This is a genomic window from Dendronalium phyllosphericum CENA369, from assembly GCF_016056275.1.
GTDB classification, from domain to species: Bacteria; Cyanobacteriota; Cyanobacteriia; order Cyanobacteriales; family Nostocaceae; genus Dendronalium; species Dendronalium phyllosphericum.
Genome location: NZ_JAECZA010000022.1, coordinates 1 through 23,985 on the forward strand (window position 1 = coordinate 1; position 23,985 = coordinate 23,985).

Genomic DNA, 23,985 nt, shown 5'->3' on the forward strand with positions numbered 1-23,985 from the left:
GATATAGATCCAGAAAACTTGGTATTTTTAGATGAAACAGGGGTAATACTGGGTTTGACAAGAACTCATGCACGTTCAGAGAAGGGAACAAGAGTATACGAAATGAAACCATTTTATCGTGGTACAAAAGTTACGGTAATTGGAGCAATAAGTATTAAAAAAGTGGTGGCATTAATGACGATAAATAACTCAATGGATAGTCAGGCATTTGAAGTATTTATTGAGAAGTTTTTATTGCCTCAATTATGGTCAGGAGCAGTGGTAGTTATGGACAACTTACCTGCACATAAACTAGCATCAATTGAACCAATGATTGAATCTGTAGGTGCGAAAGTCTTATGTTTATCTCCATACTCTCCTGATTTTAATCCCATTGAGTTATGGTGGTCACAACTGAAATCTTTTTTACGTACTTTTTCTCCAACTACAACCGAAATGGTTGATAAAGTTATCTCTGTTGCTCTCTACTTGATGAATCCTCAACATTTAAAAAACTGGTTCACTAATTGCTGTTATTGTACCTCATAACATCGGGAAACGCTGTATATGTTAGTAATAATACACTCAACTGCCCGTAGCTCATTCCTTGGTGGTTTCCGTGCGGTTTCTTCAGTTTTTGATCTATATACTTGGCTATTTCTATCCGCTTGAGCCATTCCACTATTAATGGAATATCGTCTATTCGCTCGGAGCTTATTTTTACCTCTACTTCGCTCATCGATGCACCCCATCCCTGCACAATTCCTCACTTCACACTACCTCCAAATCCTCTCTCATCATCCCTTGGCTTCAAAAATTGTCTTAACCCTTTCCCCTCAAGTCATTAATTCCTTTTTCTGCCTCAAAATCAGCGAACGCACAGTCATTTCTTCCCCTACTCCCTACTCCCTACTCCCCACTCCCGCCCCGAAGGGGAGGTAAAAAAGTCATACTCAGCCAAAGCTATGATATTCAAAAATCTTATGTTGTGGGCAACACAGTCATTTTAGAAATAATCTGGACAGCAAAAATTGTAGTTCCAATTGGACAAATACCATCTGGCGGACAAATGAAAGCCTATTTTGCTCAATTCATTGAATTTGAAAATGGCAAAATAGTTCGTCAAAGGACATACGACTGTTTTGAGCCGTTCTAAACCGAATTTTTGATGAAATTAGAAAAAGCAGAAGGTTGTAGAGGTAATTTTATTAGACCTCTTACATAAATAGATAATTGGTATAAAATAAACATTTTATCAATCAGTAGATTTATCTCTAGGAAAAATCCTAAATCGAATGACTGAGGTATACAAATCTGTGTTCAGAACATTGAAGGGATGGGAACTCTAGCTAATAAGGTCAACTATAGTATCTTACCCAGCACTACCAATCATGTCCCATCTTGCTCATGCACCTCTGAGCCAACTTTCATATCCTCGCTTGACTAGAAGCCTGAGTGCTGTTGAAAGTTGGGGCTTCGGATTAACAGCTCATATTTCTTGGACAGCATTGGTTCCTGCTATTCATGCTGCTCTTGGTTCGCAAGCTATTTTCGTTTGGATACCTGCTGTCATATTTGGGATGCTACTCAACTATCAAGTTAAGCGTTTGGGTATGAATTTTATTGATGTGGCAGGAGGAACGCCTAACTATGCCACCAAGTTATTAAAAAACTACCCAGGACTAGCTCGTTATGCGGCAATTGGATATCTTCTCAACTGGGTTTCTTATCTGTCAGTTAATACAATTGTACTCAGAGATTTAATCAAGGTAAATTTGCAAGGGTTGGGTATTGGCTGTCCCGACATCTTGCTGGATATTGGCTTTACACTGTTGCCGTTTGTAGTGGCGTTTAGTGGTACTCGCGCTCTAAGTATCTTGCATTTGTTTTTTGTAATTCCAGCGTTGGGACTGCTAGTTACCTTCTGCGTACAAGGTCTGGGCTGGTTAGCTTTCTCTAGTGCTAGTCCTGGGTTTTTTCCTAGCAATTTGTCATCTCCAAACTTTGTAGATTGGGCAAAATGGTTCTTTTTCGTTACTTATGCCACCTACAGCTGTGAAACGGCTTCTTCCTTTGTTGCCGATAGCCGCAATCCTACTCAGACACTGCGCTTTTTAGATATTGCTGCTTGGCTCATGCCACTGATTTTTCTGGGGGGGTCTTGGGTAATTATGCGGTTAGCAACAGATCCCAGCCTCGAAGACAATGCTTTTCTCAATCTTGTGGCAGCTTCTCAACCTTTTTGGGGAAAATCAGCTGCTATCAGTGTTTGCTTCTTGCTAGTAGCTGCCTGTCTTTTAGGTTCTGCAACAGTTGTTTCTAATTGTCCGAGGATTTTGTATCAGCTGGCTTTAGATAACCATATTTCACCAGTATTTTCCGTAGTATCTCGTCGGGGTGTATTTGTCCCGGCTTTGACCTTGACATTGATGTTGTGCCTAATTTATCTAATTTGGGGAGACGTAGCGCGCATCATAGCTGTCGGCAACATCGGTTGGTTTGTCTGTTTTATGTTATTACATTTGGGGCTTTGGCTGGGGCGCGATCGCCCAGAGGTTTTGTTCCCCCAGATTTCTTTAGGTATTCTGCTCTTAGAAATTGTCGTGCTGTTAGTAGGGGGAATGGCCTGGGGTTGGATAAACCTACTCATTGGACTGTTATTTCCCATTGGCATCATCGGATTTGATGCTCTTATCCGGCGTATTGCCTTCCCTCCCTTTCATTTAAGTTGGTGGCTGCGGCGATATCAATCGCGTCCTTCGGTCATCATCAAGGATTCAGTAATGCTGCAAGTAAGTATCCTGATTTTTCTACTGTGCAGTGCAGTTGGAGTGGGCTGGCTATTTGGTGTCAAATTGACCAGAGTTACAAATGCGGGGGGTGAGAATTTATTTGTTGTGCTGCTAATGACAGTCGCATTTGTCGGAGTAGCGATCGCTTGTTGGACAAGTTTACCTCAAGTAGTAGCGATCGCAGAAGCCCGTGAAGCTGCCGAACATTTATTTATCGTTGCCCAAGACAGCATCTTAGTAGTAAATGAACGGGGTATAATCCGGCAAGCAAATCCGGCAACTGAATCTTTTTTTGGAGTCAAACTATCGGAATTATACGCAAATCACCTCCAAAAATGGCTCCCTGAATTAGCTAGCTATCCAGAACAGTGGCCAAAGTGCAGCGAACAAACTCTAGTCTACAAAACTCAAATCAGAACTTTAGAAGTTTCTATCTCGGATCGATCCCATCAAGATTTTCGAGAATATGTTGTCATTCTTCACGACATTACCAAGCGCAAGCAAGCAGAGGAAATATTGCGACAGTCAGAAGCACAGTTACGAGAACAAGCACAGCAGTTAGCTACTCAACTTGTGCAAAGCGAAAAGATGTCTAGTTTGGGACAGTTGGTGGCTGGAGTAGCCCACGAAATCAACAACCCAGTCAACTTTATCTATGGCAACATCATTTATGCCAATGAATACATCCAAGATTTACTCAAACTGGTGAAACTTTATCAGCAGCACTATCCTCATCCAGTTCCAGAGATTCAAAAAACAGCTAAAGCAATCGATTTAAATTTCCTCATGGCAGACTTACCCAATTTGCTAACTTCGATGCAAGTTGGGGCCGAACGAATTACCGAAATTGTCTTGTCTTTGCGAAACTTCTCTCGCTTGGATGAAGCAGAAATTAAAGCCGTGAATATTCATGAGGGTATTGATAGTACGCTAATGATTCTAGAAAGTCGCCTCAAGGCTAAATCTGACCGTCCTGCAATTGAAATTATTAAAGAATACAGTAACTTGCCATTAGTAGAATGCTACGCCGGACAACTCAATCAAGTATTTATGAATCTTCTAGCAAATGCAATTGATGCTTTAGAGGAGTCAGTATCAAGTGATAAGTGGTCAATGGAAAAACAAACGAGCGATAACAACGGACAATTAATAGCGGACAATCCCCAGATTCGCATTTGTACTGAACTTGCTACCGACGAGCGAATAATTATTCGGTTTATCGATAATGCCTTTGGTATTCCAGAAAGCGTACAACAACGATTATTTGAACCTTTCTTCACCACTAAACCAGTTGGTAAAGGTACAGGTTTAGGTTTATCTATTAGTTATCAAATTATTACTGAAAAACATGGAGGAAAGTTGCAATGTATTTCCACTCCTGGTAAAGGTACTGAATTTGCGATCGCAATTCCGCGTTTTGTCGAATAATATCAGGTTTGTGTTTTCAAATCTAGGACAACGATTATTTAAATAGTTTGATTTTACCAAATCATTTCTAGGATTATCACAATGTTTCAATAAACAATTTTATTGATTTAATAGTATTTAAAACTGCATTAATGCATTTGGTTTTTATAGTTTAATATTTAAAATATGACAATAATTAAGTTTATTTCTATAATAAAAATAGCAATATTATCTTAACAGATACATAACATGTATAAATGCGGAGAACCGAAGTTTTTTGAACTATATTGACATGGACACAATAAGCCAAAGCGCATTTAATTTTCAGAAATACTCATAGTGGTTGTTGACAGTCAACAGTCAACTTTGTTCAATGTGCAATTTAAAAGCCTAACAGACGAGCGTCGTTCATCCGCGATTATAGATAAATATTGTAAAAGTAAACTTATATCTGGAGAAAAATATGATACTGCTTAATCAAAAAAAAATAATTAGTTTGTCCAAATTTAGGCAGTATCGAACTCAGCAAGAAAAGCCATTGCATAACCTAACAACACCACTAGTTCTAATTAGTTCTATTTTAATAATTGCTGTTATTGGCATTGCTAGTTACCAAATTGTTAGAGGATTAATTCTTCAGCAACTTCAAGAAAAAGCGCTGTTGCAAGTAAGCCAAGGAAGCGATGAACTCGACCGCTGGTTAGAAACGCGCTCTAGTATAATCCCAACTCTTGCCAATACAGAGGTCGTGCGTTCCTTAAAATGGTCAGTCATCGAACCATATTTAAAGGCAGAAATTCAGCGCACTCAAGAATTTTATAAAATCGCAGTATCGCTTCCCGACGGCTCTTATTACAACACTCTGTCAGGTAAAGCTAATACTACTAACAAGGATCGAGATTTCATTCAAAAAGCGCTAGCAGGAAAATTTAATATATCCGATCCCTTTATTAGTCGTACTTCTGGAATTCCCTCTGTCGCAATTTCTGCACCTATTCACCAAAGTTTTGACCCCGCAAGTCCTACTATTGGAGTGTTAAACGGTAGCTTGAAGGTCAATCGAATTGGTGAAATAGTCAATAAACTACACTACGGTAATGGTAGTTATGCTTTTGCATTAAACTCCAAAGGACAAGCGATTATTCATCCTAAGCCAGCCTTAGTATTTACAGAAGAGAAACCAACTCCTAGTTTTTTGGAGTCAAGCGATATTAACTTAGCTGCGATCGCTCGTCGTATGGTAAATAAAGAGCAGGGAATTGAACTCATTCCCATTGATGGGACAAACAAGTATATTGCCTATGTTCCCCTCAAGCAAACGAATTGGTCGGTAGCTTTAGTTATACCGCGAGAAAACATTGAATCGCAACTAGGATCGCTTAACTTACTTGCTTCCCTACTGGGGGGACTGCTTCTGATTACTGCAATTATGGCTTGGCGACAAATTCAATTATCCGAAAAAGCAAAAACCCAAGTTGTGCTATTGAATCAACAACAAACAACTCTACAACAGCAAGCACAAAAACTAGAGCAAACTTTACGCGAATTGCAACAAACTCAAACTCAGTTAATTCAGAAAGAAAAAATGTCCAGTTTGGGCCAGTTAGTCGCGGGAGTCGCACACGAAATCAACAATCCCGTCAGCTTTATTTATAGCAATATTACCCCTGCCCATGAATATACTCAAGATTTGCTCAGATTAGTGCAACTTTACCAACAATACTATCCCCAGCCAGTACCAGAAATTCAAGATGAAGAAGAAGCCATTGAATTAAATTTCTTGATGCAAGACTTACCGAAGTTACTAACTTCGATGAAAGGTGGTGCTGATAGAATTAAACAAATTGTGCTATCCCTGCGAAACTTTTCGCGCTTAGATGAAGCAGAGATGAAAGCAATAAATATTCATGAGGGTATTGATAGCACCCTGATGATTTTAGAAAGTCGTCTCAAGGCTACAACTCGACATCCAGCAATTACAGTTACTAAAGAATACGGAGATTTGCCACTCGTAGAATGCTACGCCGGACAACTCAATCAAGTCTTGATGAATATTCTGGTAAATGCTATTGATGCGATAGAAGAGGAAGCGGAAAATGGTCGGTGGAGATTAGGGCAATTTTCCCCAATTCCTCAAATTCGCATTCATACCGAACTTACTACCGAGCAACAAATCATTATTCGCATTGCTGATAACGGCTGTGGTATCCCAGAAACCGTTAAAAAGCAATTATTTGACCCCTTTTTCACTACTAAACCTATAGGTAAAGGTACTGGTTTGGGTTTATCTGTTAGTTATCAAATTATCACTGAGCAACATCAAGGAAAATTGCAGTGTATTTCTGCCTCTGGCGAGGGTGCAGAATTTGTCATAGAAATTCCTCTTTCTCAGCAAAAGCAGCTTGCAGCCTAGTAGCGTTAGCGCATTCTCTCAGGGAAATTTCTAGGCGGAACTGAGCGTCCTCGATCAAATCGTCGCTCTAACTTGCCTAAGCCAAACCAAATGCCAGCACTACTTATAACTGCCAAGCTCAAAAAGCTAAGGGCAATTATATCTGGCTTGTAAATAAGCGTCAGCAAGGGAAGCAGCACCCAAGCCAAGGCTGCTACCGCAGCTATTCCCAGCCGCAACCGTTGCAGATTAATTAGTGCAGTGCTACAACTGGCGCATTTTTGTGTGTGGGAATGGTATCTATCGAGTAGGGCTTCCTTGGGCAATGATGGTGGTAGAGTCCTTCCTGGAAATGGATCGACACTATATTGATTCACCCAAGAACGCAACTGAAATACAAACATATCTGCCTTAGTTGGCAAGTAAAATGCTTTGGTAAAGTTGGCACTACCACCACTTTGTTCTAAATACCGTTCTTGGTGATGCAGGAAAATTTGGTCATCTTCTAGGACGCTATTTTGCCCGATATGTGAGTACCAGCGCGGTGTCAACTTCAGAAATAGTCCTGGTAATTTTGAGTTGAACTTGAAGGGAAAGCGTGCAAATAATCGACATTCTCCTTTGCGGATGGGAGTAGCGTAAACTACCGTTAATGTCCTGCCAAACTGTTTAGAAGTCAGGTCATGCCACATTAGCCCAGGAGCAATAAAGATAGTATCCTGCTTTCCGAGAGTTCCTTTACGCGGGCCTGCTGCCCAATTTCCTTTAAATCCCCATTTTCCAGATTCTACAATCTCCAAATCTACTGTAGACACGTTAGCTCGATTGCCGACTGTTCCGTGATGGGTATAAGGAATATGACTGGAATCGAGGACATTTTCCATCAACGTCAAGGCATCGTAGGGTAAGTCCCGAAAGGTATTGAGGCAAATCCAACCATCTTTTTCTTCATCCAAGATGTCAACAACAGGAACTTTGGTTTTAACTGCATTCTCCGAAGAACCAGCATAAACAAATAACAGTCCTTGGCGAACTGTCGTAGGTAGTGAAGTCACACAAGCACGTTGCGAAACTTCTGCCTTTCCTCCTTCCTCTTGTTGCGGAATGCGATCGCATTTTCCCGTTCCCGAAAATGCCCAGCCATGATAAGGACATTCGAGCAATCCGTCTGCGTTGATTCTCCCTTCTGAAAGCGGCGCTAACCGATGCGGGCATCGATCTACAAATGCTCGCCACATCTGTTCTTTGTTGTCCCACCACAGTACAATATCCTGCTCTAGCAAGGTGAAACGAGTTAGCTGGGATTTATCTAAATCCTCAATATAGTGAACGGGATACCAAACCTCGTGCCAATCAAAGCGATCTGGGTCAAGACCACCAGCAGTAATTTCTTCTGTTACTTGGGTTTGAGATGCGACTGCAAGAGGAAAATCCTCTGACTTGAGAATGCTGTTGGACATGGTGGGAACAGTCAACGATGACCTTGATTTTTTTCTCCAACCAAAATGTAACAATTTTTTAACGGTACTGGCAGTGAAGAGTTGAAAAATCAGCCAATAGACTCAACTGTTTCTGAAAGTTTATAACGATGGTTCTGGTTTAGATGAATTATGCTTCAATTCCACTTCCCAAGCTTTTCCGTAAACCTACGGTGTACACCAAGTCTCTCTCGACGTAATTTATGGTTGATCGAGTAGTCCAAGAAAACCTAATCTTAGTAATCTCTTACACTAACTTTGCTTGCTAAACCAAGTTTTAGAATTTCTCTTTTTCTCCGCTCTGCGTTCTCTGCGTCTTTGTGGTTCGTTCTTTTACCCTTCATACTTACCAGAGTACTAGTTCTACTAGACACAACCTGTCTTTTGCCTTGGTAAGTGGTGTCCGTCAGGATGTGTGAAGTATGAGAATACTTTTAGGTAATTGGATAACTTTAAATATGCCAAAACCAGCTTTTGAGTTTTGTATTTGCTGTAATGATATAGTATATAATCTACACTATAACTACCGAATTACCGTTGTTTATTTTTTGTTATTGAGGAAAAAATCGAAATGGCATTAGCCCAACACATCAGTATCCAAAACACTAAAAGAGCAAATCAAAATTTTTTGTGGAAGATATCGCAATCAAGTACAGCTTTCTTAAAGCGGTTGTTATGGCACACTAAAGCCTATGCAACGATTTTGGGAATTATGCTGCTGACTTTTGTGAGTGTGGGCTTTTTATATATCCATTGGTCTGGGAAGAAATTAACTCAAATTTTTCCGCATCGTACTGTTGTAGAACAAAAATGACTAAATATACAGGGTTGCGAATTGTCTCTTACCTAGCTCCAAATTGGTTGGGATTCTATCAAGCGATCGCAGCTTATTTAAGTCGTGTTTTAGGAGTAGAAACCCAACTAAAGCAAGGTGAATGCGACCCATTAGAAGACCCTCTATTATTTCAAGACCAAATAGACCTAGCTTTTATTTGTGGATTACCGCTAATTCGCTACAGTCAAATAATTTCCAACCAATTTCAGACATTGGTTGCGCCTGTATTACAATCATCTCGCTATGGTAATTGCCCTATTTACTATGCAGATGTGATTGTCAATGCTAATAGTAATATCCAAAAATTTGCAGATTTATTAGGTAAAACATTTTGCTATAATGACCTGGGTTCTAACAGTGGTTATAATTTACTTTGCCATCGCTTAATTCAGGAAAGACACCCAGAGAATTTTTTTGTCAAAACTATACAATCGGGCTTTCATCAGCGTTCAATTCGCTGGGTAGTAGAAGGATTGGCAGATTGTGCGGCAATTGACAGCGTGGTATTAGAACAAGAATTGAATAATTTTCCGGAATTATCAAAGCATTTGCGTGTAGTAGAAGTGTTAGGGCCTTCTCCAATACCACCATTGGCAGTCACACAACGTTTAGGTGTATCTTTAATTCAACAAATGCAGTTGGCGCTACTCCAACCAGATGCAGAATTGCAAAGAGTTATGAAACAGTTTGGAGTTAAACGTTTTGCCGCAGTGGAATTAGAAAATTATCAAGTACTAAACAAAATGTACCGCGATCGCTTTGTCAGCTTGTCGTGAAGTTAGCATATTGTATTACCATATCGGGCGAATTGCAGGTACTAGAGAATTAGTTATTACTCGTACACCATTTATTGTGGCTTATCGGGTACGAGCCGACCAAATTGAGATTTTAGCGGTTATTCATGCTACTAGACGCTGGTATGATAATTTTTAGGAAACTGCATAAACCCAACTCTGTTGTTGTACCAACAACATTGCATCTTGATAAACTTGCTTAAATAAGACTCGCTGTGCATGACTACCGCCAACTTCCTGCAAGCGTGACAAAACAGGTTTGAGTTCTGCAACAGTTGTGTTGAAATCACCTTGAGCATGAGCTACCATTCCTCTGGCTGCGGGAATTGCTATCTCTAACCAACTCCGTCGCAGGAAAGGATTAATACTTAAGGCATGGTGCTGCATACTCTGAAGCATCTCATTTACCCAGTCTTGGAGTCCGGCTTTGGCAAGGGCATAGACGTAATGCAAATCCTGGAATGGTAAAGCATGTTCGTCAATACGACTGTAAAGATAAGGACTGATGCCTTCCCAGCGATTCCCTACATCTACCCCGCGTAATTCCAGTCGCAATAATAGTGAAATTACCCCTACTTGGTCTTTGGGGGATTGTTTATTGGCGCGTTCCCAAATGTGAGTATCGTAGAGTGAAAGAACTTTTTGATAGTTTCCTAGTTCTAGATAATACAAGGCAATGTGCCACCAGTTATGCGTGTAAAGCATAGAGTTGCAGTTTTCCCAAGTATCTGCAAAACTCTCCATCCAAGCTATGCCTTCATCGACTCTTGCTTGAGTTTCCATGACATGAGCGATCGCATGGTGCGCCCAAGGATCGGATCTATTTAATGCGATCGCAATACGAGCCATCTTTTCGGCTGCTTTAAGTTGGTGACATTGTTCTAAACCAAATGCCACCATACCGTATAAATAATGTTTTTCTGTGTTGCTAGGTAAAACTTTTTGGGCAATTGCTAGTAATTTTTCTTGATTGCCTGTATAAAAATAGTGATACTGTCCCTGCTGAACGGAAATTAAATCGCGGGGAAATTGGTTGGTAATTTCTTCATGAAAGGCGATCGCTACATCAATCTCTTGATTTGCCCAAGCTAAAATTGCCCGCACATATAACTGTTCTCTAGCAGTAATCTGGGCTAAATACCGTTGTGCTATTTGCAGATATGGTTGTGCTTGCTGCCAAGCTTTAGTATTTTCTTGGGTGAGATAATAAGCAGCCGCGTAAGCATGAGCTAACGCACAAGTGGGATCTGCCGCAATAGCTTGCAAAATCGCTGTTTCTGCATCTTTACCATAACCAAGCGCCTCATTAATAAAATTGTTGATAGCTGCGATCGCTTCGGCTGAATCTGTTGTAACTATTAATCCTTGAGCATCTTTGAGCATATTAATTCCTTATACCAAGATTTTTAGAGTAAATAAAATACGGTAAATCTATCGAATTAGTGTACTTATGCCAATGAGTATGTCACACTTAACTAAAAACGGCAAGCAAAAAGTACGATTAATCGATAAATTAACCGTACTTTAGTTTGAGATATTGAGAAACCTGCTTTCCGAAAACTTGTACTAGTACTGTGGAGCTAAATATATATTGCCCGAAGAAGACATGGTGAGTTGTATGTGTTTGATGCTACGCGCTCTCACATTCCCTGCACTCTTCAATCTCGGCTTCTAATTTATGAGGTTATTAATGCGTCAGCTACAATTTTGGAAATCTTCAGAAATTCCGCAAACAGGTGCGGAAAAATTAGTAAAAGCGAATATTCTTTCTTCGTTAGAACAACAAGTAATACTAGAAATGAATAAAGTGCGGACAAATCCTGTTGCCTATCTTTCAATTCTGGAAAATTATCGCCAGCGCTTTCAAGGCAAACAAGTCAAAATCTCTGATAATGTTTACTTGCAAACTCAAGAAGGAGTAAAAGCAGTTGATGAGGCGATCGCGTATTTGAAGTCAGCCCATCCTGTGGGAGCATTAACCCTATCTCAAGGTATGTCTTTAGGTGCTAGGGATCATGTCAAAGACCAAGGAGCAAAAGGTACAACGGGTCACTATGGTAGTGATGGTAGCGATCCCTTTACTCGCATCAGCCGCTATGGAACTTGGCAAGTTACTGCTGGCGAAAACATCAGCTATGGTTCTAGCACAGCCCAAGATATTATCATGCAGTTGATTATTGATGACGGAGTATCGTCACGCGGTCATCGTCACAATATTTTTAACCCAGCTTTTAAAGTTACAGGGGTAGCATTTGGAATTCATGCCACATATAGACAGATGTGTGTGATTACCTATGCTGGAGGATATCTAGAAAAGTAGGCTTGATACTAAAATGAGCGATCGCTACAGTCATACTTCGGTCGGTGCTGCACGTCTTAACGTCTATGTCCAAGGTCAAGGATTCCCGATTCTAGCTTTACACGGTCATCCTGGTTCTGGTCGTAGTCTTTCTGTATTTACCAATCATTTATCAAAACACTACCAAACCATCGCCCCAGATTTGCGTGGCTATGGTCAAAGTCGTGTTAATGGCAATTTTGACATGACCGACCATTTGATTGACTTAGAGGCACTACTAGACCGCTTGCAAATTGAAAAATGTCTCTTATTAGGATGGTCGCTTGGTGGTATTTTAGCGATGGAACTGGCATTGCGCCTGCCACAGCGCGTCACTGGGATGATTTTGGTGGCTACCGCAGCCAGACCTTATGGCAATCATCCCCCGGTTACTTGGCAGGATAATCTGTATACTGGCGTAGCTGCACTTTTAAACTTTATTAATCCAAGTTGGCAGTGGAATATAGAAACTTTTGGCAAGCGATCGCTTTTTCGTTATCTAATCCAACAACATACACCTACTGCTTATAGTTACATTGCCCAGGAGGCTGTTCCAGCTTATTTGCAAACCTCTGCTAATGCTAGCCGCGCTCTTTATACTGCCCTACGCGCTGGCTACGACCGACTCAAAGACCTAGAGCAAATTCATTGTCCTAGTTTGGTGCTTGCTGGTGTCCAAGACCGTCACATCACAGTTGAATCTAGCTTGGAGACAGCTCGCTACCTTAAAAATAGTCAATGGCAATGCTATCCCAATACCGCCCATCTTTTTCCGTGGGAAATCCCGCAGCAGGTATTGAACGATATTGACCGTTGGCTAGAAGACCATCCGCAGGTAATTAATAGTTAATTGTTAGTCGTCAGTTATCAGTTGTCAGTCGAAAAACAACTGACGACTAACTTTTGCCTTACTTACATCTGACCGCTAAAGACAGGCTTTACTTTGCGGTCACTCCTTTCCCCCAAGTCGTCAGCAATTGTCAAAGTATTTGGTTTGCAGCGCTTCACGTTCACCAATATTCCTTGAGCTCCTTCTAACTCTAAGTCTTCTACATATCCTTTGATGGCCAATTTGGCATCAGAAGAACTGAGGAATGGCCCGAAGTAGTAGGTGCAACGGGGATTTTGTGTGATAATTTCCACCCACCAAGCTAAACCGAGACTATTGAATGTGCTAATCAAACTTTCCTTCAGGTTATCCCAAATTGTTTTCATGGTTGTTGCTGATTTATCAAGTGGTACTGAGTGTTAAACGATTATGTTGCTGTTTTTTGCTTTACATTTCTTTATACTCTTTTCCTCTTGTTTTTCAAAGGGGTTTTTGTAATTTATCTAAGTACAAAGTGTTTAACGACCGCTGGCGATAAATCTCATATAGCGCCATACCCGCAGCAACTGAGGCATTCAGGCTAGGGGTCTTACCCAGCAGCGGAATTGATACCAAAACATCGCAAGAGCGTTGTGTTAACATACTGAGACCTTCACCTTCAGAGCCAACTACCAGAACGATAGGGCCGCGGAAATTTATTGAATGCAGGGGTTCGCTACCAGTTGCAGCAGTCCCATAAATCCAAAAGCCAGCTTCTTTCAATTCTTCTAAAGCACGACTAAGGTTGATGACTCTAGCTACTGGAAAATTTTCTAAAGCGCCTGCTGCTACTTTCACAACTGTGGAAGTAATACCAGCTGCTCTTCTTTGGGGAATTACTAATCCTTGAGCGCCTATTGCTTCGGCAGTACGAATAATTGCTCCCAAGTTGTGGGGATCGGTAATCCCATCAGCTACGACAATTACGGGATCGGTGAGTGATTTGGTCTGTGCAATCAAATCGGGCAATTCAATGTAGCTGTAGGGGGCTATTTGTGCTGCTACGCCTTGGTGATTCGCCCCGTTAGTAATTTGGTCTAAGCGCTTAGGTTCAACTTCGTCAATGACAGTGCCATTGTCCTTGGCTTGGAGGATGAGATGATGAAAGCGGGGATCGTAACGCAGGCGTGGGGTAATCCAGATGCGGTTTAGACTGCGTTGATTTTCCAAAGCACTCAATACTGGATGGCGACCGTAGATGAGATCGCTATCTTCTGGGTGTTTTGGAGAAGGAGATGGATGAGAGAAATGACGCTGGTAACGTGGTTTGCTATCTTCATCCCTGTGTCGGGGAGTGGGAAGAGAATCGGCAACTACATTGCCCTTGATTTTTAGGGGTTGCCCACGATTTGGTTCGCCAGAAGTCTTGATTTTTCTTGGTTTATTCGGCATATAAGTTTTGGGTATAGCTTATGAGTGGGCTTCCCGATTCTTTGAAATTTACCAGGACTACACTGCCGATCTCTTTGGGAGATTGAATTTCACACTATTTTCTCTAGATGAAGTTTTTGCAACAGTTCGGTTAAGCGCTGGGAATCGGTGAGATACAGGTAGCCAATTAATGTTTCTAGACTAGTAGCTTGTTGATAAATTTCGGGTTCGACCCGCTTTGTGCGTCTTGTGGCAGCATTACGACCCCGCCGAACAATTTCTAATTCGGTTTGCTTCAGATGAGGGATCAGCGATCGCAAATGTAGCGCCTGTGTTTCCGCTCTTACCTGTGCTACTACTAAATGATGGTATGTTTCTGTCCTCTGCAACGGCAGTAAATAGAACATTCTAACATACAGTTCATAAATTGCATCTCCTATATATGCTAAAGCAGCGGGAGAAATTTGTTGCAATTGTGTCTGAGAAATCTGTTGAGTTAATTGCGCCGTAGTTGCTAAGAATGCCTGAGTTAAAGATGAATCGATTTGCGGCGCTTCATCTTGTCCATTTAATTCTTCCTCCTTTGACTTCACAAGTCTATCGTTCCTTATTAGGTTATATTTAAGAGGCATTTTTGGAGAAATTTCTTTTTCCTTAAGTATTTCATCTTGCTTACAGTTAAGTAGTCCGGTATAAATATTTTGTAGTCTTATAATGCAGAGCCTGAAATCTTAAGATAGTTTTAATCTAATTTATCTTTATTCATATGGGTTGGTTTTATCGTTTTAACCTATTTAGCATAATCAACCCCATTAAAATTACTCAGTAATTTTATCTTTTTTAATTGCTAGTTTGCACTTAATAAATTTTTATTTACCTACCAGACAGTTTTGTTGACTTGACAAGCAATGGGTTGAAGTATCAAACTATCTAATAAATTCCGGAGATAAATTTTCTCTAAGGTCTTTTTAAAAGAAATATTAACTTAGTAATATACCAAAATGACCGAGTAAACTACTAACCGAAGATTTTTGTGGTGCGTAATTCCTGATTCTTGATAATGAGAGAATCGCTTCTAGCAATAAATAGTCTTGTGGCATCACACACCCTAACCCTATCTTAATATTCTACAAACATTCTCTAGTTATGATTGGGAAAAATAAGTTTTTTCTATTATAGCTAAAGCTTATACAGCTTATTAGTGACTGCATTCATTACTAACCTTGTTAGGTAATATACTGATATTAAGTAGGTCGGCGTAAAATTTATCGTTGAGATGAGGCAGGAGGTGAGACAGCGCGGTCTTGGTGAGTCCACTTGCTGTCTTGGCGCTTTGCGTCGTTAGCGTAGCGTTAGCAAGTCTTCTCCCAAAGGGAGCCACTGCGGTCTTGGGGTTTCCCCCTTCGGGTGACGCGAAGGGGGGTTTCCCCGCCACTTCCTTCAACGGGGGGAACCTCCGCAACGGAGTGGTTCCCCCTGAGCAACTGCTTTAGCGCCAGCGATAGCGACGCAGTCGCGTCACCCGAAGGGCAGAATAAAAGAGGGTTTGAGCCTATTTAATTTTTATTATTAACATAGTTTTGTTTTTCCACACCGTTCTACTTACATCTGCTGGCTTTCATGCCTCTCCCGCGAGGAGAGAGGTGTCTGCCAGCGTTTCTACAAATTAAGCTACCCCGATCAAACATGTAGATAGCTAAGTCGATCTCTCTAGTCAAGCGATCGATGCTACTTGTTGACGTTTTCTAGAGCCGCATCAACTGTGGTTTGCAGTGAGAGAAACTTCTCTAAGCGAACAAGCTTGACCGTTTGAGTTACTCGGGCATTAGTGACAATTTGCAAAGTGCCCTGCTCATTTTGAGCCTGCTTGGCTAGCTGCACCAAAGCACCCAAGCCAGAGCTGTCAACAAAGTCAATTTGCGAAAGATCCAGAATAATGTGCTTTGGGCCCTCGTCAATTTTTTGGCCAAGTACCTTGCGAAACGTCGGCTCAGAAAAAGCATCTAATAAACCTGTGAGGCGGAATAGCTGACAGTTATCCCGGATTTCACGAGTGCCTCTCAGGCTCACGGTTAGATTAAGTGGCTCAGCAATAATTCCCTCCTCATCATTAAAAGTGAACGCTCAAGTATAGATGGTTTTTGTGCGTGTTGTCTACAACCTGCTGGAGTAGGAGGGATTGGGTATTGGGGATTGGGTATTGGGTACTGGGAAAACTCTTCCCTAGTCCCTAATCTCCAGTCGCCGATCCCCGATCGCTCATTTCCATTTTTATCTCACCTCGGCTGTTGTTGCTTGACGAGCTGTTTGCATTGCTTGCACAAACTCTTCAAACAAGTAATCAGCGTCATGGGGGCCGGGACTGGCCTCTGGATGATATTGTACAGAGAATATCGGCAGAGACTTATGACGTACTCCAGCTACGGTGCGATCGTTTAAGTTTAGGTGGCTAATTTCCACAACTGCCGCAGGTAAAGAATCTGGGTCGATCGCAAAACTGTGGTTTTGGCTGGTAATTTCTATCCTTTGTTGTAATCCCGCAGGCTGATTCAAACCCCGATGACCAAATTTGAGTTTAAAGGTTTCTGCTCCCAGAGCATGACCCAAAATTTGGTGTCCCATACAAATACCAAACATGGGTTTCTGGCTTTGAAGCAATGCCTTGGTAGTTTCAATGCCCTGAATAACTGCCGCTGGGTCGCCAGGCCCGTTGGAAAGAAAAATACCATCTGGATTGTAATTGAGAATTTCTTCTGGTGGTGTATCAGCAGGAACAACTATCACCCGACAACCATAACTTGCCAAGCGGCGCAAGATATTGCGTTTCACGCCAAAGTCAAGGGCAACCACAGTCAAAGATTCCCGATCGCCTGTCAGGGGCTGGGAGTTAAATTCCCAAGTTGGAATAGTGGGATCTGACCATTCATAAACCTTGGGGGTGGTGACTTCGCGTACCAAATTTAATCCTGCCATGTTGGGAGCAGCTTGCACCTGTTCTAGCAACTCCGCCTCATCTAAAATCGTTGTGGAAATGCCACCGTTCATGGCTCCGAACATGCGAATTTTGCGGGTAAGGGCGCGGGTATCGATGCCGTAAATACCTGGTATTTGGTACTGTTTGAGGTAATCAGGCAATGATTGTGTTGAGCGCCAGTTACTGGGTTGATGACAAATATTGCGAGCGATCGCCCCCCGTACTTGCGGTCGTTCTGATTCCTCATCTTCAGGATTAATGCCTGTGTTGCCCAATTCTGGATAAGTAAAAATAACTATTTGACCGCAATAACTAGGGTCAGTTAGTACTTCTTGGTATCCGGTCATGCCAGTGTTAAATACTACTTCCCCGATTGTGGTTCCTGTCGCACCGAAAGACCAACCGCGATAAGTGGTGCCGTCTGCTAAGACAAGTAGAGCAGGTATTGCGTCAGTCAAGGTCATAGGCGATAGATTAGGGATTGGGGATTGGGGATTGGGGATTAGGTATTAATAACTTACAAAATTAAGGATTAGAAATTTAGAGATTAAAATAATTTTTCCTAGTCCCTAGTCTCCAGTCCCCTATTATCCCATGAATTTGGAAATTACGCGCTCTTAAGGAAATTAAGTAAAAATTAAAAAGAGGACGTGCAAGATTTGAGTATAAGGGAATCGATGGCGGCAGTGGATTTGCAGTTCCTTGGGCAGTTAAAATCGAAATTAATTATGCTTCAGCCTTTTTTGTCTCGTGCAGCCCTGATTTTTCTCTCAAGCGCTTTAGCAGTCTTGGGTGTTGCCTGTAGTCAAGAAAAACAGACTACTGCAATTCTTCGCACTCAAGAGTCTGAAGTCAATGACAATCCGGTAGTACCGCCTGCTACTGAACCAGCAACACCATCGGCGATCCCAAAACCAGAAATTGTGTCACCGTCGGAATTTGCACTAAGTTCTTTTGAACAAGGATTAGATAAAGCCGCAGGGGCCGAAACTATTAGTCAATCCGCTCAATCCCCAGAGGATTGGAATTTGGTAGAAAGTCAATTCCAAGAGGCGATCGCGCTGATGAAAAAAGTGCGGCGGCAAAGTTCGGATTTTGCGATCGCCCAAGCCAAAATTTCCGAATACCAACGTCAGGTTAAATATGCTCGACAAAAAGCGACTCCTAGCCGTTACTTGTCATCAGAGGTACAACCCAAGAAGGTAGTAGTTGTCGTTCCTCAAGTATCAACTACGCCCAATTTGACTATACCCGTACCTCCTCCCATCCAAGCAAAATTGCCACCAGCAAAACCCTTGTTTCCCTCACCAGAATTGCTCGCTCCAGACAAAGATGTATTTGTTGCTCCAATTAAACGGCGCATTGGTGGTACGCCAATTGTGGAAGTAACTTTTAACGGTCAGCGACAGTTTGACATGATTGTGGATACAGGAGCCAGTGGTACGGTAATTACCCAACAAATGGCCGTGGCGTTGGGAGTAGTACCAGTGGGGAGGGCTAAGGCTAACACTGCCAGTTCTAGAGCAGTAGAATTTCCTATTGGCTATCTCGATTCGATGGCAGTTGGTGGGGTAGTGGTAAATAAATTACCAGTAGCGATCGCAGGTTCGGAACTAGAAACCGGACTTTTGGGGCATGACTTTTTTGGGAATTATGATGTCACCATCAAGCGCAATGTCATAGAATTTCGCCCACAATCGCGATCGGAAATCAATTCCGCAGAAACTGGACTAGTTCCTCCAATTTTGCCCAAGGAGTACCACTCTGTAGAATCTCCTTTGCCACCCTAACGCCTTGAGCGCAATCCAGCAACGGGATCGCACCTGCTACTTGTAGCGCCAACGACGCATTTAAAGCTACTGCGTTTCGTTGGGCAATAGTTCCTTTACCTTGCAGCACGGCCTTGAGAATTTCCGCATTTTCCTGCACATCCCCACCCCGGAGCATACCTATAGGTGCAGGTGTTAAACCCACCTCTTCCGGATTCACAGTAGTTAACCGCACTTCACCGTCAGATAATACTGCTAAGTCAGTTAAATCTCCTAACCCCGCCTCATCTAATTTTTCTCGCCCATGTAAAACAATTGCTTTTTGCTTGCCTAAATTGTGTAACGCTTGGGCAACAGTTGCCAAAAGTTTGGGAGTAAACAGCCCCACGACTTGCCCAGTGGGCTGTAAGGGATTTACCAAGGGGCCTAATAAGTTGAAGACAGTTCGTACCCTCAGAGTCCGCCGTAGTGAGGCAACTGCCTTAAGGGCTGGATGCCAACCAGGGGCAAACAGAAAAGTAATTCCTACCTCTTGTAGTGCTGCTTGTACTTTCTCGCTAGGGGCATTCAGGTTTACTCCTAAAGCTTCTAAGACATCCGCACTTCCCGTCAGGCTTGATGCCGAGCGATTACCGTGCTTGGCAACAGGTATACCATAGGCAGCAGCAACAAAGGCCACTGCTGTGGAAATATTAAAGGTAGACGATCCATCTCCACCAGTGCCGCAGGTATCTATAAGAGTGCTGAGTGCTGAGTGTTGAGTGCTGAGTGTTGAGTGTTGAGTGCTGAGTGCTGAGGGCTGAGTGCTGAGTGGGGAGTGTTGGGTGCTGAGTGGGGAACATTGGGATTGTAATACTTCGGCCATACCAGTCAACTCTTCAGCAGATACACCTTTAAAGTTCAACGCTGTTAAAATTGCTCCTGATAACTCTGGGGGAACCGCTTCACTCAGCCATCCTTGCATCAATTCAGCTGCTTGAGTGCGGGACAATGATTCACCATCTATTAATTGTTGCAGCAAAATATACCAACTGGCAGAGGATTCTTGAGCAGGGATTGGAGAAGTTGTCATAGCTAAGGGTTTGTGTGTTGAGTGTAGCTACATTGAAGGGCATGGCAGCTATCCTACCGAAAAATTGACCACTATCAAATCAAAGTTAGATTGAAATTTCAAAACTCGACTTAATTGAGTTACTAAAGTTAGTATTTGTTGCTTTTAATTCTAAATTTCGTTGTCCTTCATAGTTAGTAATAAATAACTCTTTTCCCTTAGCAGCATTTATCTGCTTATAGTTGTTCATGCCATACTGCAATTCCCACTCTGAGATATTAGCCCATTGAAAATTTTCTTGAATTTGCGGTGAATTGTCATAAGTTATTAGCCAACGATGATGGCATTGTTTTAAATGTTCAGCAAATCTATGATGGTCAAAAGATATGTGCAAGTTCCCTTCTTTGCCGTATAGCTTTGATTTAGTAGCAATGAAATAAGGAGGATCTAAAAATAAAAATATATCTTCGCCCTGTTCATTCAATAGCTGACTGTAATCTAAGTTAGTAACTTTGACATTCTCTGTTAAAATATTTTCTAGTTTTTCTAGACGTTCTATGGAAGAATCTGTAAATCGTTTATGAAAAGCTTCTTGAGAAAAACCACCTGATTCAACAGTTCCACTGAACGTAATTCTATTCAGAACAAAAAAGCGAACTGCTCTTTCAAAATCGGATAAATTATTGACATTTATGCTTGTTAATTCTAAAAATAGTAATTGTCCATTTGAGTATTTACATTTTAGATTACGAATTTCTTTAACTAATTGAGTTAGATCTGATTGAGCAAACTTCCAAAATAAAAATAGTTCGCGGTTTAAATCATTAATCCAAATATTTAGATGAGGAAATTTTTGTTTTAAGTAAATAAAAACAGAACCACCACCCACAAAAGGTTCTCTATATTCAGAAAAACTATCTGGCAAGTATTCAATTATTTGCTTTATTGCTTTAGACTTCCCGCCAGGATAACGAAGTGGACTTTTGATTGTAAATTTGGTTCTTTTTTCAGGCATTCTTCCAAAAATACTATATCTTGTTCAAAGTGAGCGATCGCCATTAGCGACGTGAGGAGATCGCTGCGAAAGGGTATAGGTAGTTCATGACGGCTACTTAAATCGGTTAATTTTCATGTGAACTTGGGCGATCGCTACAGCTATGATAAATATCTATCTTTTGGCACAGAAAAATTTTATTTTGATTTCATTTTTTGATGAAAAGCTATGGTTAGGGTAAAGGGTAAGACATTCCAGACTATGACACTGTCACTGTCAATTGACAAGCGATCGCTAAAAATATGTTAGTCAAGGGTAAAATTCTTTGGTTAAGGCTTTCTCGTCAGTTGCTTCGACCTAGACGCTTGGCTTTTGCGGAAGCTTGCCTAATTGGTCTCGTCTCTGGGCTAGCAGCAGTTTTTTTAGGACAGGCAGTAGACTGGGCAGGAGCATGGCGAGTGCATATTTCTTACCTGTGGCCTGCCTATTTGGTGTTACCTGGCATTGGCTTAATAGGGGGAATTCTAGCTGGTTGGCTAGTAGAGCGTTTCGCACCTGAAGCATCAGGTAGTGGAATGTCGGAAGTGAAGGCGGTATTGGCTCGCGTACCTATGCCGTTAAATCTGCGGATTGCTTTGGTCAAGCTAGTGAGCGCTACACTAGTGCTGGGTTCTGGAATACCCTTAGGACGAGAAGGGCCAACCGTGCAAATTGGGGCAGCTTTGGCAAATCAACTCAGTAATTGGGTTCCGACTTCACCAGAACATCGGCGGCAACTTATGGCCGCCGGAGCCGGCGCAGGGTTAGCCGCGGCTTTTAATGCACCCATCGCGGGTGTTTTGTTTGTAGTAGAAGAACTGCTGCAAGATGTGTCAGATATCACTCTTGGCACTGCTATTTTGGCTTCTTTCATCGCTTCAGTCATCTCTCGGCTCTATGGTAGTCACAGCCTCGATCTGAATCTGAATTTAGCTGTGACGCATACAACCTTCTTCGCTCAGGAAATCCCTTTTTATTTAATTTTGGGAGTGCTAGCTGGGTTATTGGGCATTTTGTTTAATAAAGGTATTATTGCCAGTTTGGCATTCAATCGCCGCATAATGTATTTGAGTTTACCCTGGCGTATTGGAATTGTTGGCTTAATCACTGGTGTTGTAATAGCTCTTTTGCCCTTGGCTTTTCGCAATAATGCCGGACTCAGGGAGATTGTGCTTACAGGTAGTGCTGACTGGTCATTTGCAGCGATCGCTTTTTTGGTGCAGTTTGCCCTAATTATTTTAACATACGGTTCTGGAGCGCCAGGGGGTTTACTAGTTCCGACCCTGGTTTTAGGAGCCGCTCTTGGCTATTTAGTAGGTGCTACCGAACATACTTTGCTAGGAATGAGTGCTGCCACAACTTATGCCCATGTGGGTATGGCTGCATTTTTTAGCGCCGTCTCCAAAGTACCAATTACAGCAGTCGTCATTGTCTTTGAGATGACAACGGATTTTAATCTGGTGCTACCGCTGATGATTGTGTCTGTAGTTGCCTATATAGTAGCGGAAAAGATTGACCGCAGGTCGCTCTACGATCTTTTACTAGAGTGGAAAGGCATTCACATTACAAAAGAACCAAGTACAGAGGGGTTTTTAGCACAATTAAATGCGGCAGATGTCATGCAACGGCGCGTGGAAACTCTCTCTAGCCAGATGAGTATTGATGAAGCAATGCAGGCCTTTTCCACCTCTCAGCATCGTAACTTTCCAGTTTTAACGAATGGAAAACTTGCTGGCATCGTTACTCAGAAAGATTTAGTAAGTATTGCCTCGCAACACTTAAACACAGATACAGTTATTAATGAGATTATGACACCAGAGCCAGTGACAGCAAGTCCAACAGCTACGCTGGCTCATGTACTGCATTTACTCAATCGCTATAACTTGAGCTGCTTGCCTGTTACAGAAGGTCGAAAGCTAGTAGGAATTATTACCCGCAGCGATATTATTCGCGTAGAAGCAGAGCGATTGAGTGGCAATACCCAACAGGTAAAACCAAAATCAGCGCCTTCTTATGTAATTTACCAAACTCGCGCTCCTGCCACAGGCAAAGGACGTTTACTAGTACCACTTTCCCATCCCCAGACAGCTCAGACTTTATTGGCAATGGCAGCTGCGATCGCCAGAGCTAACAATTATGAAATAGAATGCTTGCAAGTAGCGATCGTTCCATCTAACCGCATCCCATCTGAAACACCAGTACAAATCAGCAAAAGCCTTGAGCTTTTGCAACAAGCAATAGTGTTAGGAGAAGATTGGCGGATTCCAGTTCACACCCAAATTAGAGTTGCCCATAATGTCGCTGGAGCAATTCTAGAAACTGTGAAAGAGCGACACATCGACTTAGTGCTAATGGGTTGGAAAGGCAGCACGGCAACTCCTGGTAGAGTTTTCAGCCGAGTGGTAGATACTGTAATTCGCCAAGCGGCTTGTGATGTTGTCTTGGCTAAATTAGATGATAAAAGAGCGTTTGACCGTTGGTTGCTGCCAATGGCAGGCGGTCCTAATTCCAGACAAGCACTTAAGTTATTACCTGCTCTTGCTTCTCTAAGTACATCGCCAGAAATTAAGCTATGCCAAGTTTTCCAGCCTAGCGAATCCATGCCTAACACAACATTACTAGAAAACTCTGTCAGCTTTCTCCAACGCCGAGTTAAGGGTAAGGTGATAGCCACTCCAGTGCGTGCCAATTCTGTTCCTGAAGCTGTACTTGAGTGTGCCCAGCAAGACAAAAGTGATGTGATTGTTCTGGGGGCTAGCCGTGAAAGTTTACTCCAACAGGTGATTCAAGGAAATATTCCAGAAAATATTTCTCGCAAAAGTAATTGCACAGTAATTCTGGTCAAAACTTAATTCGCAGTTTCTTAGTTGCGTGCAGTCCAACTCAATTTGCAATCGAGTAAGC

General features: G+C 42.0%; 19 protein-coding genes. 10 read left to right on the top strand and 9 right to left on the bottom strand.

Annotated elements, in window-relative coordinates; genetic code table 11:
• From I8752_RS08035 to I8752_RS08050, 3 genes are all read left to right on the top strand, one after another.
• The coding region (locus tag I8752_RS08035) for an IS630 family transposase (RefSeq protein WP_214431791.1) at positions 1–528 on the top strand (528 nt) is incomplete at its 5' end.
• A gap of 842 nt (positions 529–1,370) precedes the next feature.
• The gene (locus I8752_RS08045) at positions 1,371–4,199 is read left to right on the top strand and encodes an ATP-binding protein (protein ID WP_214431793.1); all 2,829 of its coding nucleotides are present in this window, start codon (positions 1,371–1,373) and stop codon (positions 4,197–4,199) included.
• Between the two features lie 442 nt (positions 4,200–4,641).
• Positions 4,642–6,591, top strand: coding sequence for a sensor histidine kinase (locus I8752_RS08050; RefSeq protein ID WP_214431794.1), 1,950 nt, complete (start codon positions 4,642–4,644; stop codon positions 6,589–6,591).
• A gap of 5 nt (positions 6,592–6,596) precedes the next feature.
• Here I8752_RS08050 and I8752_RS08055 read toward each other — a convergent pair whose 3' ends face one another.
• The gene (locus tag I8752_RS08055; RefSeq protein WP_214431795.1) at positions 6,597–8,030 is read right to left on the bottom strand and encodes an aromatic ring-hydroxylating dioxygenase subunit alpha; all 1,434 of its coding nucleotides are present in this window, start codon (positions 8,028–8,030) and stop codon (positions 6,597–6,599) included.
• 589 nt (positions 8,031–8,619) lie between these two features.
• Here I8752_RS08055 and I8752_RS08060 point away from each other — a divergent pair.
• The 3 genes from I8752_RS08060 to I8752_RS08070 are packed head-to-tail and all read left to right on the top strand — an operon-like array spanning position 8,620 to position 9,816.
• Positions 8,620–8,862 carry a hypothetical protein gene (locus I8752_RS08060; RefSeq protein ID WP_214431796.1) on the top strand — a complete coding sequence of 81 codons (243 nt, stop codon included), beginning with the start codon at positions 8,620–8,622 and terminating at the stop codon, positions 8,860–8,862.
• Positions 8,859–9,659: a phosphate/phosphite/phosphonate ABC transporter substrate-binding protein gene (locus I8752_RS08065; protein ID WP_214431797.1), complete on the top strand. Its 801-nt coding sequence runs from the start codon at positions 8,859–8,861 to the stop codon at positions 9,657–9,659. The genes I8752_RS08060 and I8752_RS08065 overlap by 4 nt, the downstream gene beginning before the upstream one ends.
• Before the next feature lie 10 nt (positions 9,660–9,669).
• Positions 9,670–9,816 carry a hypothetical protein gene (locus I8752_RS08070; RefSeq protein WP_214431798.1) on the top strand — a complete coding sequence of 49 codons (147 nt, stop codon included), beginning with the start codon at positions 9,670–9,672 and terminating at the stop codon, positions 9,814–9,816.
• On the opposite strand, the gene I8752_RS08075 is transcribed toward I8752_RS08070, so the two are convergent.
• Entirely contained in the window at positions 9,813–11,060 is a 1,248-nt protein-coding gene (locus tag I8752_RS08075) for a tetratricopeptide repeat protein (protein ID WP_214431799.1), read from the bottom strand. The genes I8752_RS08070 and I8752_RS08075 overlap by 4 nt on opposite strands.
• 307 nt (positions 11,061–11,367) lie before the next feature.
• On the opposite strand from I8752_RS08075, the gene I8752_RS08080 reads away from it, so the two are divergent.
• Positions 11,368–11,997, top strand: coding sequence for a CAP domain-containing protein (locus I8752_RS08080; protein WP_225895513.1), 630 nt, complete (start codon positions 11,368–11,370; stop codon positions 11,995–11,997).
• Between the two features lie 13 nt (positions 11,998–12,010).
• On the top strand, positions 12,011–12,865 hold the full coding sequence (locus I8752_RS08085) for an alpha/beta fold hydrolase (protein ID WP_214431801.1): 855 nt from the start codon (positions 12,011–12,013) through the stop codon (positions 12,863–12,865).
• Positions 12,866–12,927: 62 nt separating this feature from the next.
• On the opposite strand, the gene I8752_RS08090 is transcribed toward I8752_RS08085, so the two are convergent.
• From I8752_RS08090 to carA, 5 genes are all read right to left on the bottom strand, one after another.
• Entirely contained in the window at positions 12,928–13,230 is a 303-nt protein-coding gene (locus I8752_RS08090) for a DUF1816 domain-containing protein (protein ID WP_214431802.1), read from the bottom strand.
• Between the two features lie 94 nt (positions 13,231–13,324).
• Positions 13,325–14,275 (bottom strand): 23S rRNA (guanosine(2251)-2'-O)-methyltransferase RlmB, encoded by a 951-nt coding sequence (rlmB, locus tag I8752_RS08095; RefSeq protein WP_214431803.1) that lies wholly within the window; start codon positions 14,273–14,275, stop codon positions 13,325–13,327.
• Between the two features lie 89 nt (positions 14,276–14,364).
• Entirely contained in the window at positions 14,365–14,847 is a 483-nt protein-coding gene (locus tag I8752_RS08100; protein ID WP_214431804.1) for a Mini-ribonuclease 3, read from the bottom strand.
• 1,135 nt (positions 14,848–15,982) lie between these two features.
• Entirely contained in the window at positions 15,983–16,351 is a 369-nt protein-coding gene (locus tag I8752_RS08105; RefSeq protein WP_214431832.1) for an STAS domain-containing protein, read from the bottom strand.
• A 174-nt stretch (positions 16,352–16,525) separates the two neighbouring features.
• A complete protein-coding gene (gene carA, locus I8752_RS08110) occupies positions 16,526–17,692 on the bottom strand; it encodes a glutamine-hydrolyzing carbamoyl-phosphate synthase small subunit (protein ID WP_214431805.1) in 1,167 nt (388 codons plus the stop codon).
• A gap of 264 nt (positions 17,693–17,956) precedes the next feature.
• Between carA and I8752_RS08115 the strand changes: the two genes are divergently transcribed.
• Positions 17,957–19,018, top strand: coding sequence for a retropepsin-like aspartic protease family protein (locus I8752_RS08115; protein WP_214431806.1), 1,062 nt, complete (start codon positions 17,957–17,959; stop codon positions 19,016–19,018).
• Here I8752_RS08115 and trpD read toward each other — a convergent pair.
• Positions 18,939–20,069 carry an anthranilate phosphoribosyltransferase gene (gene trpD / locus I8752_RS08120; protein ID WP_214431807.1) on the bottom strand — a complete coding sequence of 377 codons (1,131 nt, stop codon included), beginning with the start codon at positions 20,067–20,069 and terminating at the stop codon, positions 18,939–18,941. The two genes, I8752_RS08115 and trpD, sit on opposite strands and share 80 nt — an antisense overlap.
• Positions 20,070–20,154: 85 nt before the next feature.
• Positions 20,155–21,063 (bottom strand): DNA adenine methylase, encoded by a 909-nt coding sequence (locus I8752_RS08125; RefSeq protein WP_214431808.1) that lies wholly within the window; start codon positions 21,061–21,063, stop codon positions 20,155–20,157.
• Positions 21,064–21,344: 281 nt separating this feature from the next.
• Between I8752_RS08125 and I8752_RS08130 the strand changes: the two genes are divergently transcribed.
• Positions 21,345–23,933 carry a chloride channel protein gene (locus tag I8752_RS08130; RefSeq protein ID WP_214431809.1) on the top strand — a complete coding sequence of 863 codons (2,589 nt, stop codon included), beginning with the start codon at positions 21,345–21,347 and terminating at the stop codon, positions 23,931–23,933.
• The last annotated feature ends 52 nt before the right edge of the window (positions 23,934–23,985 follow it).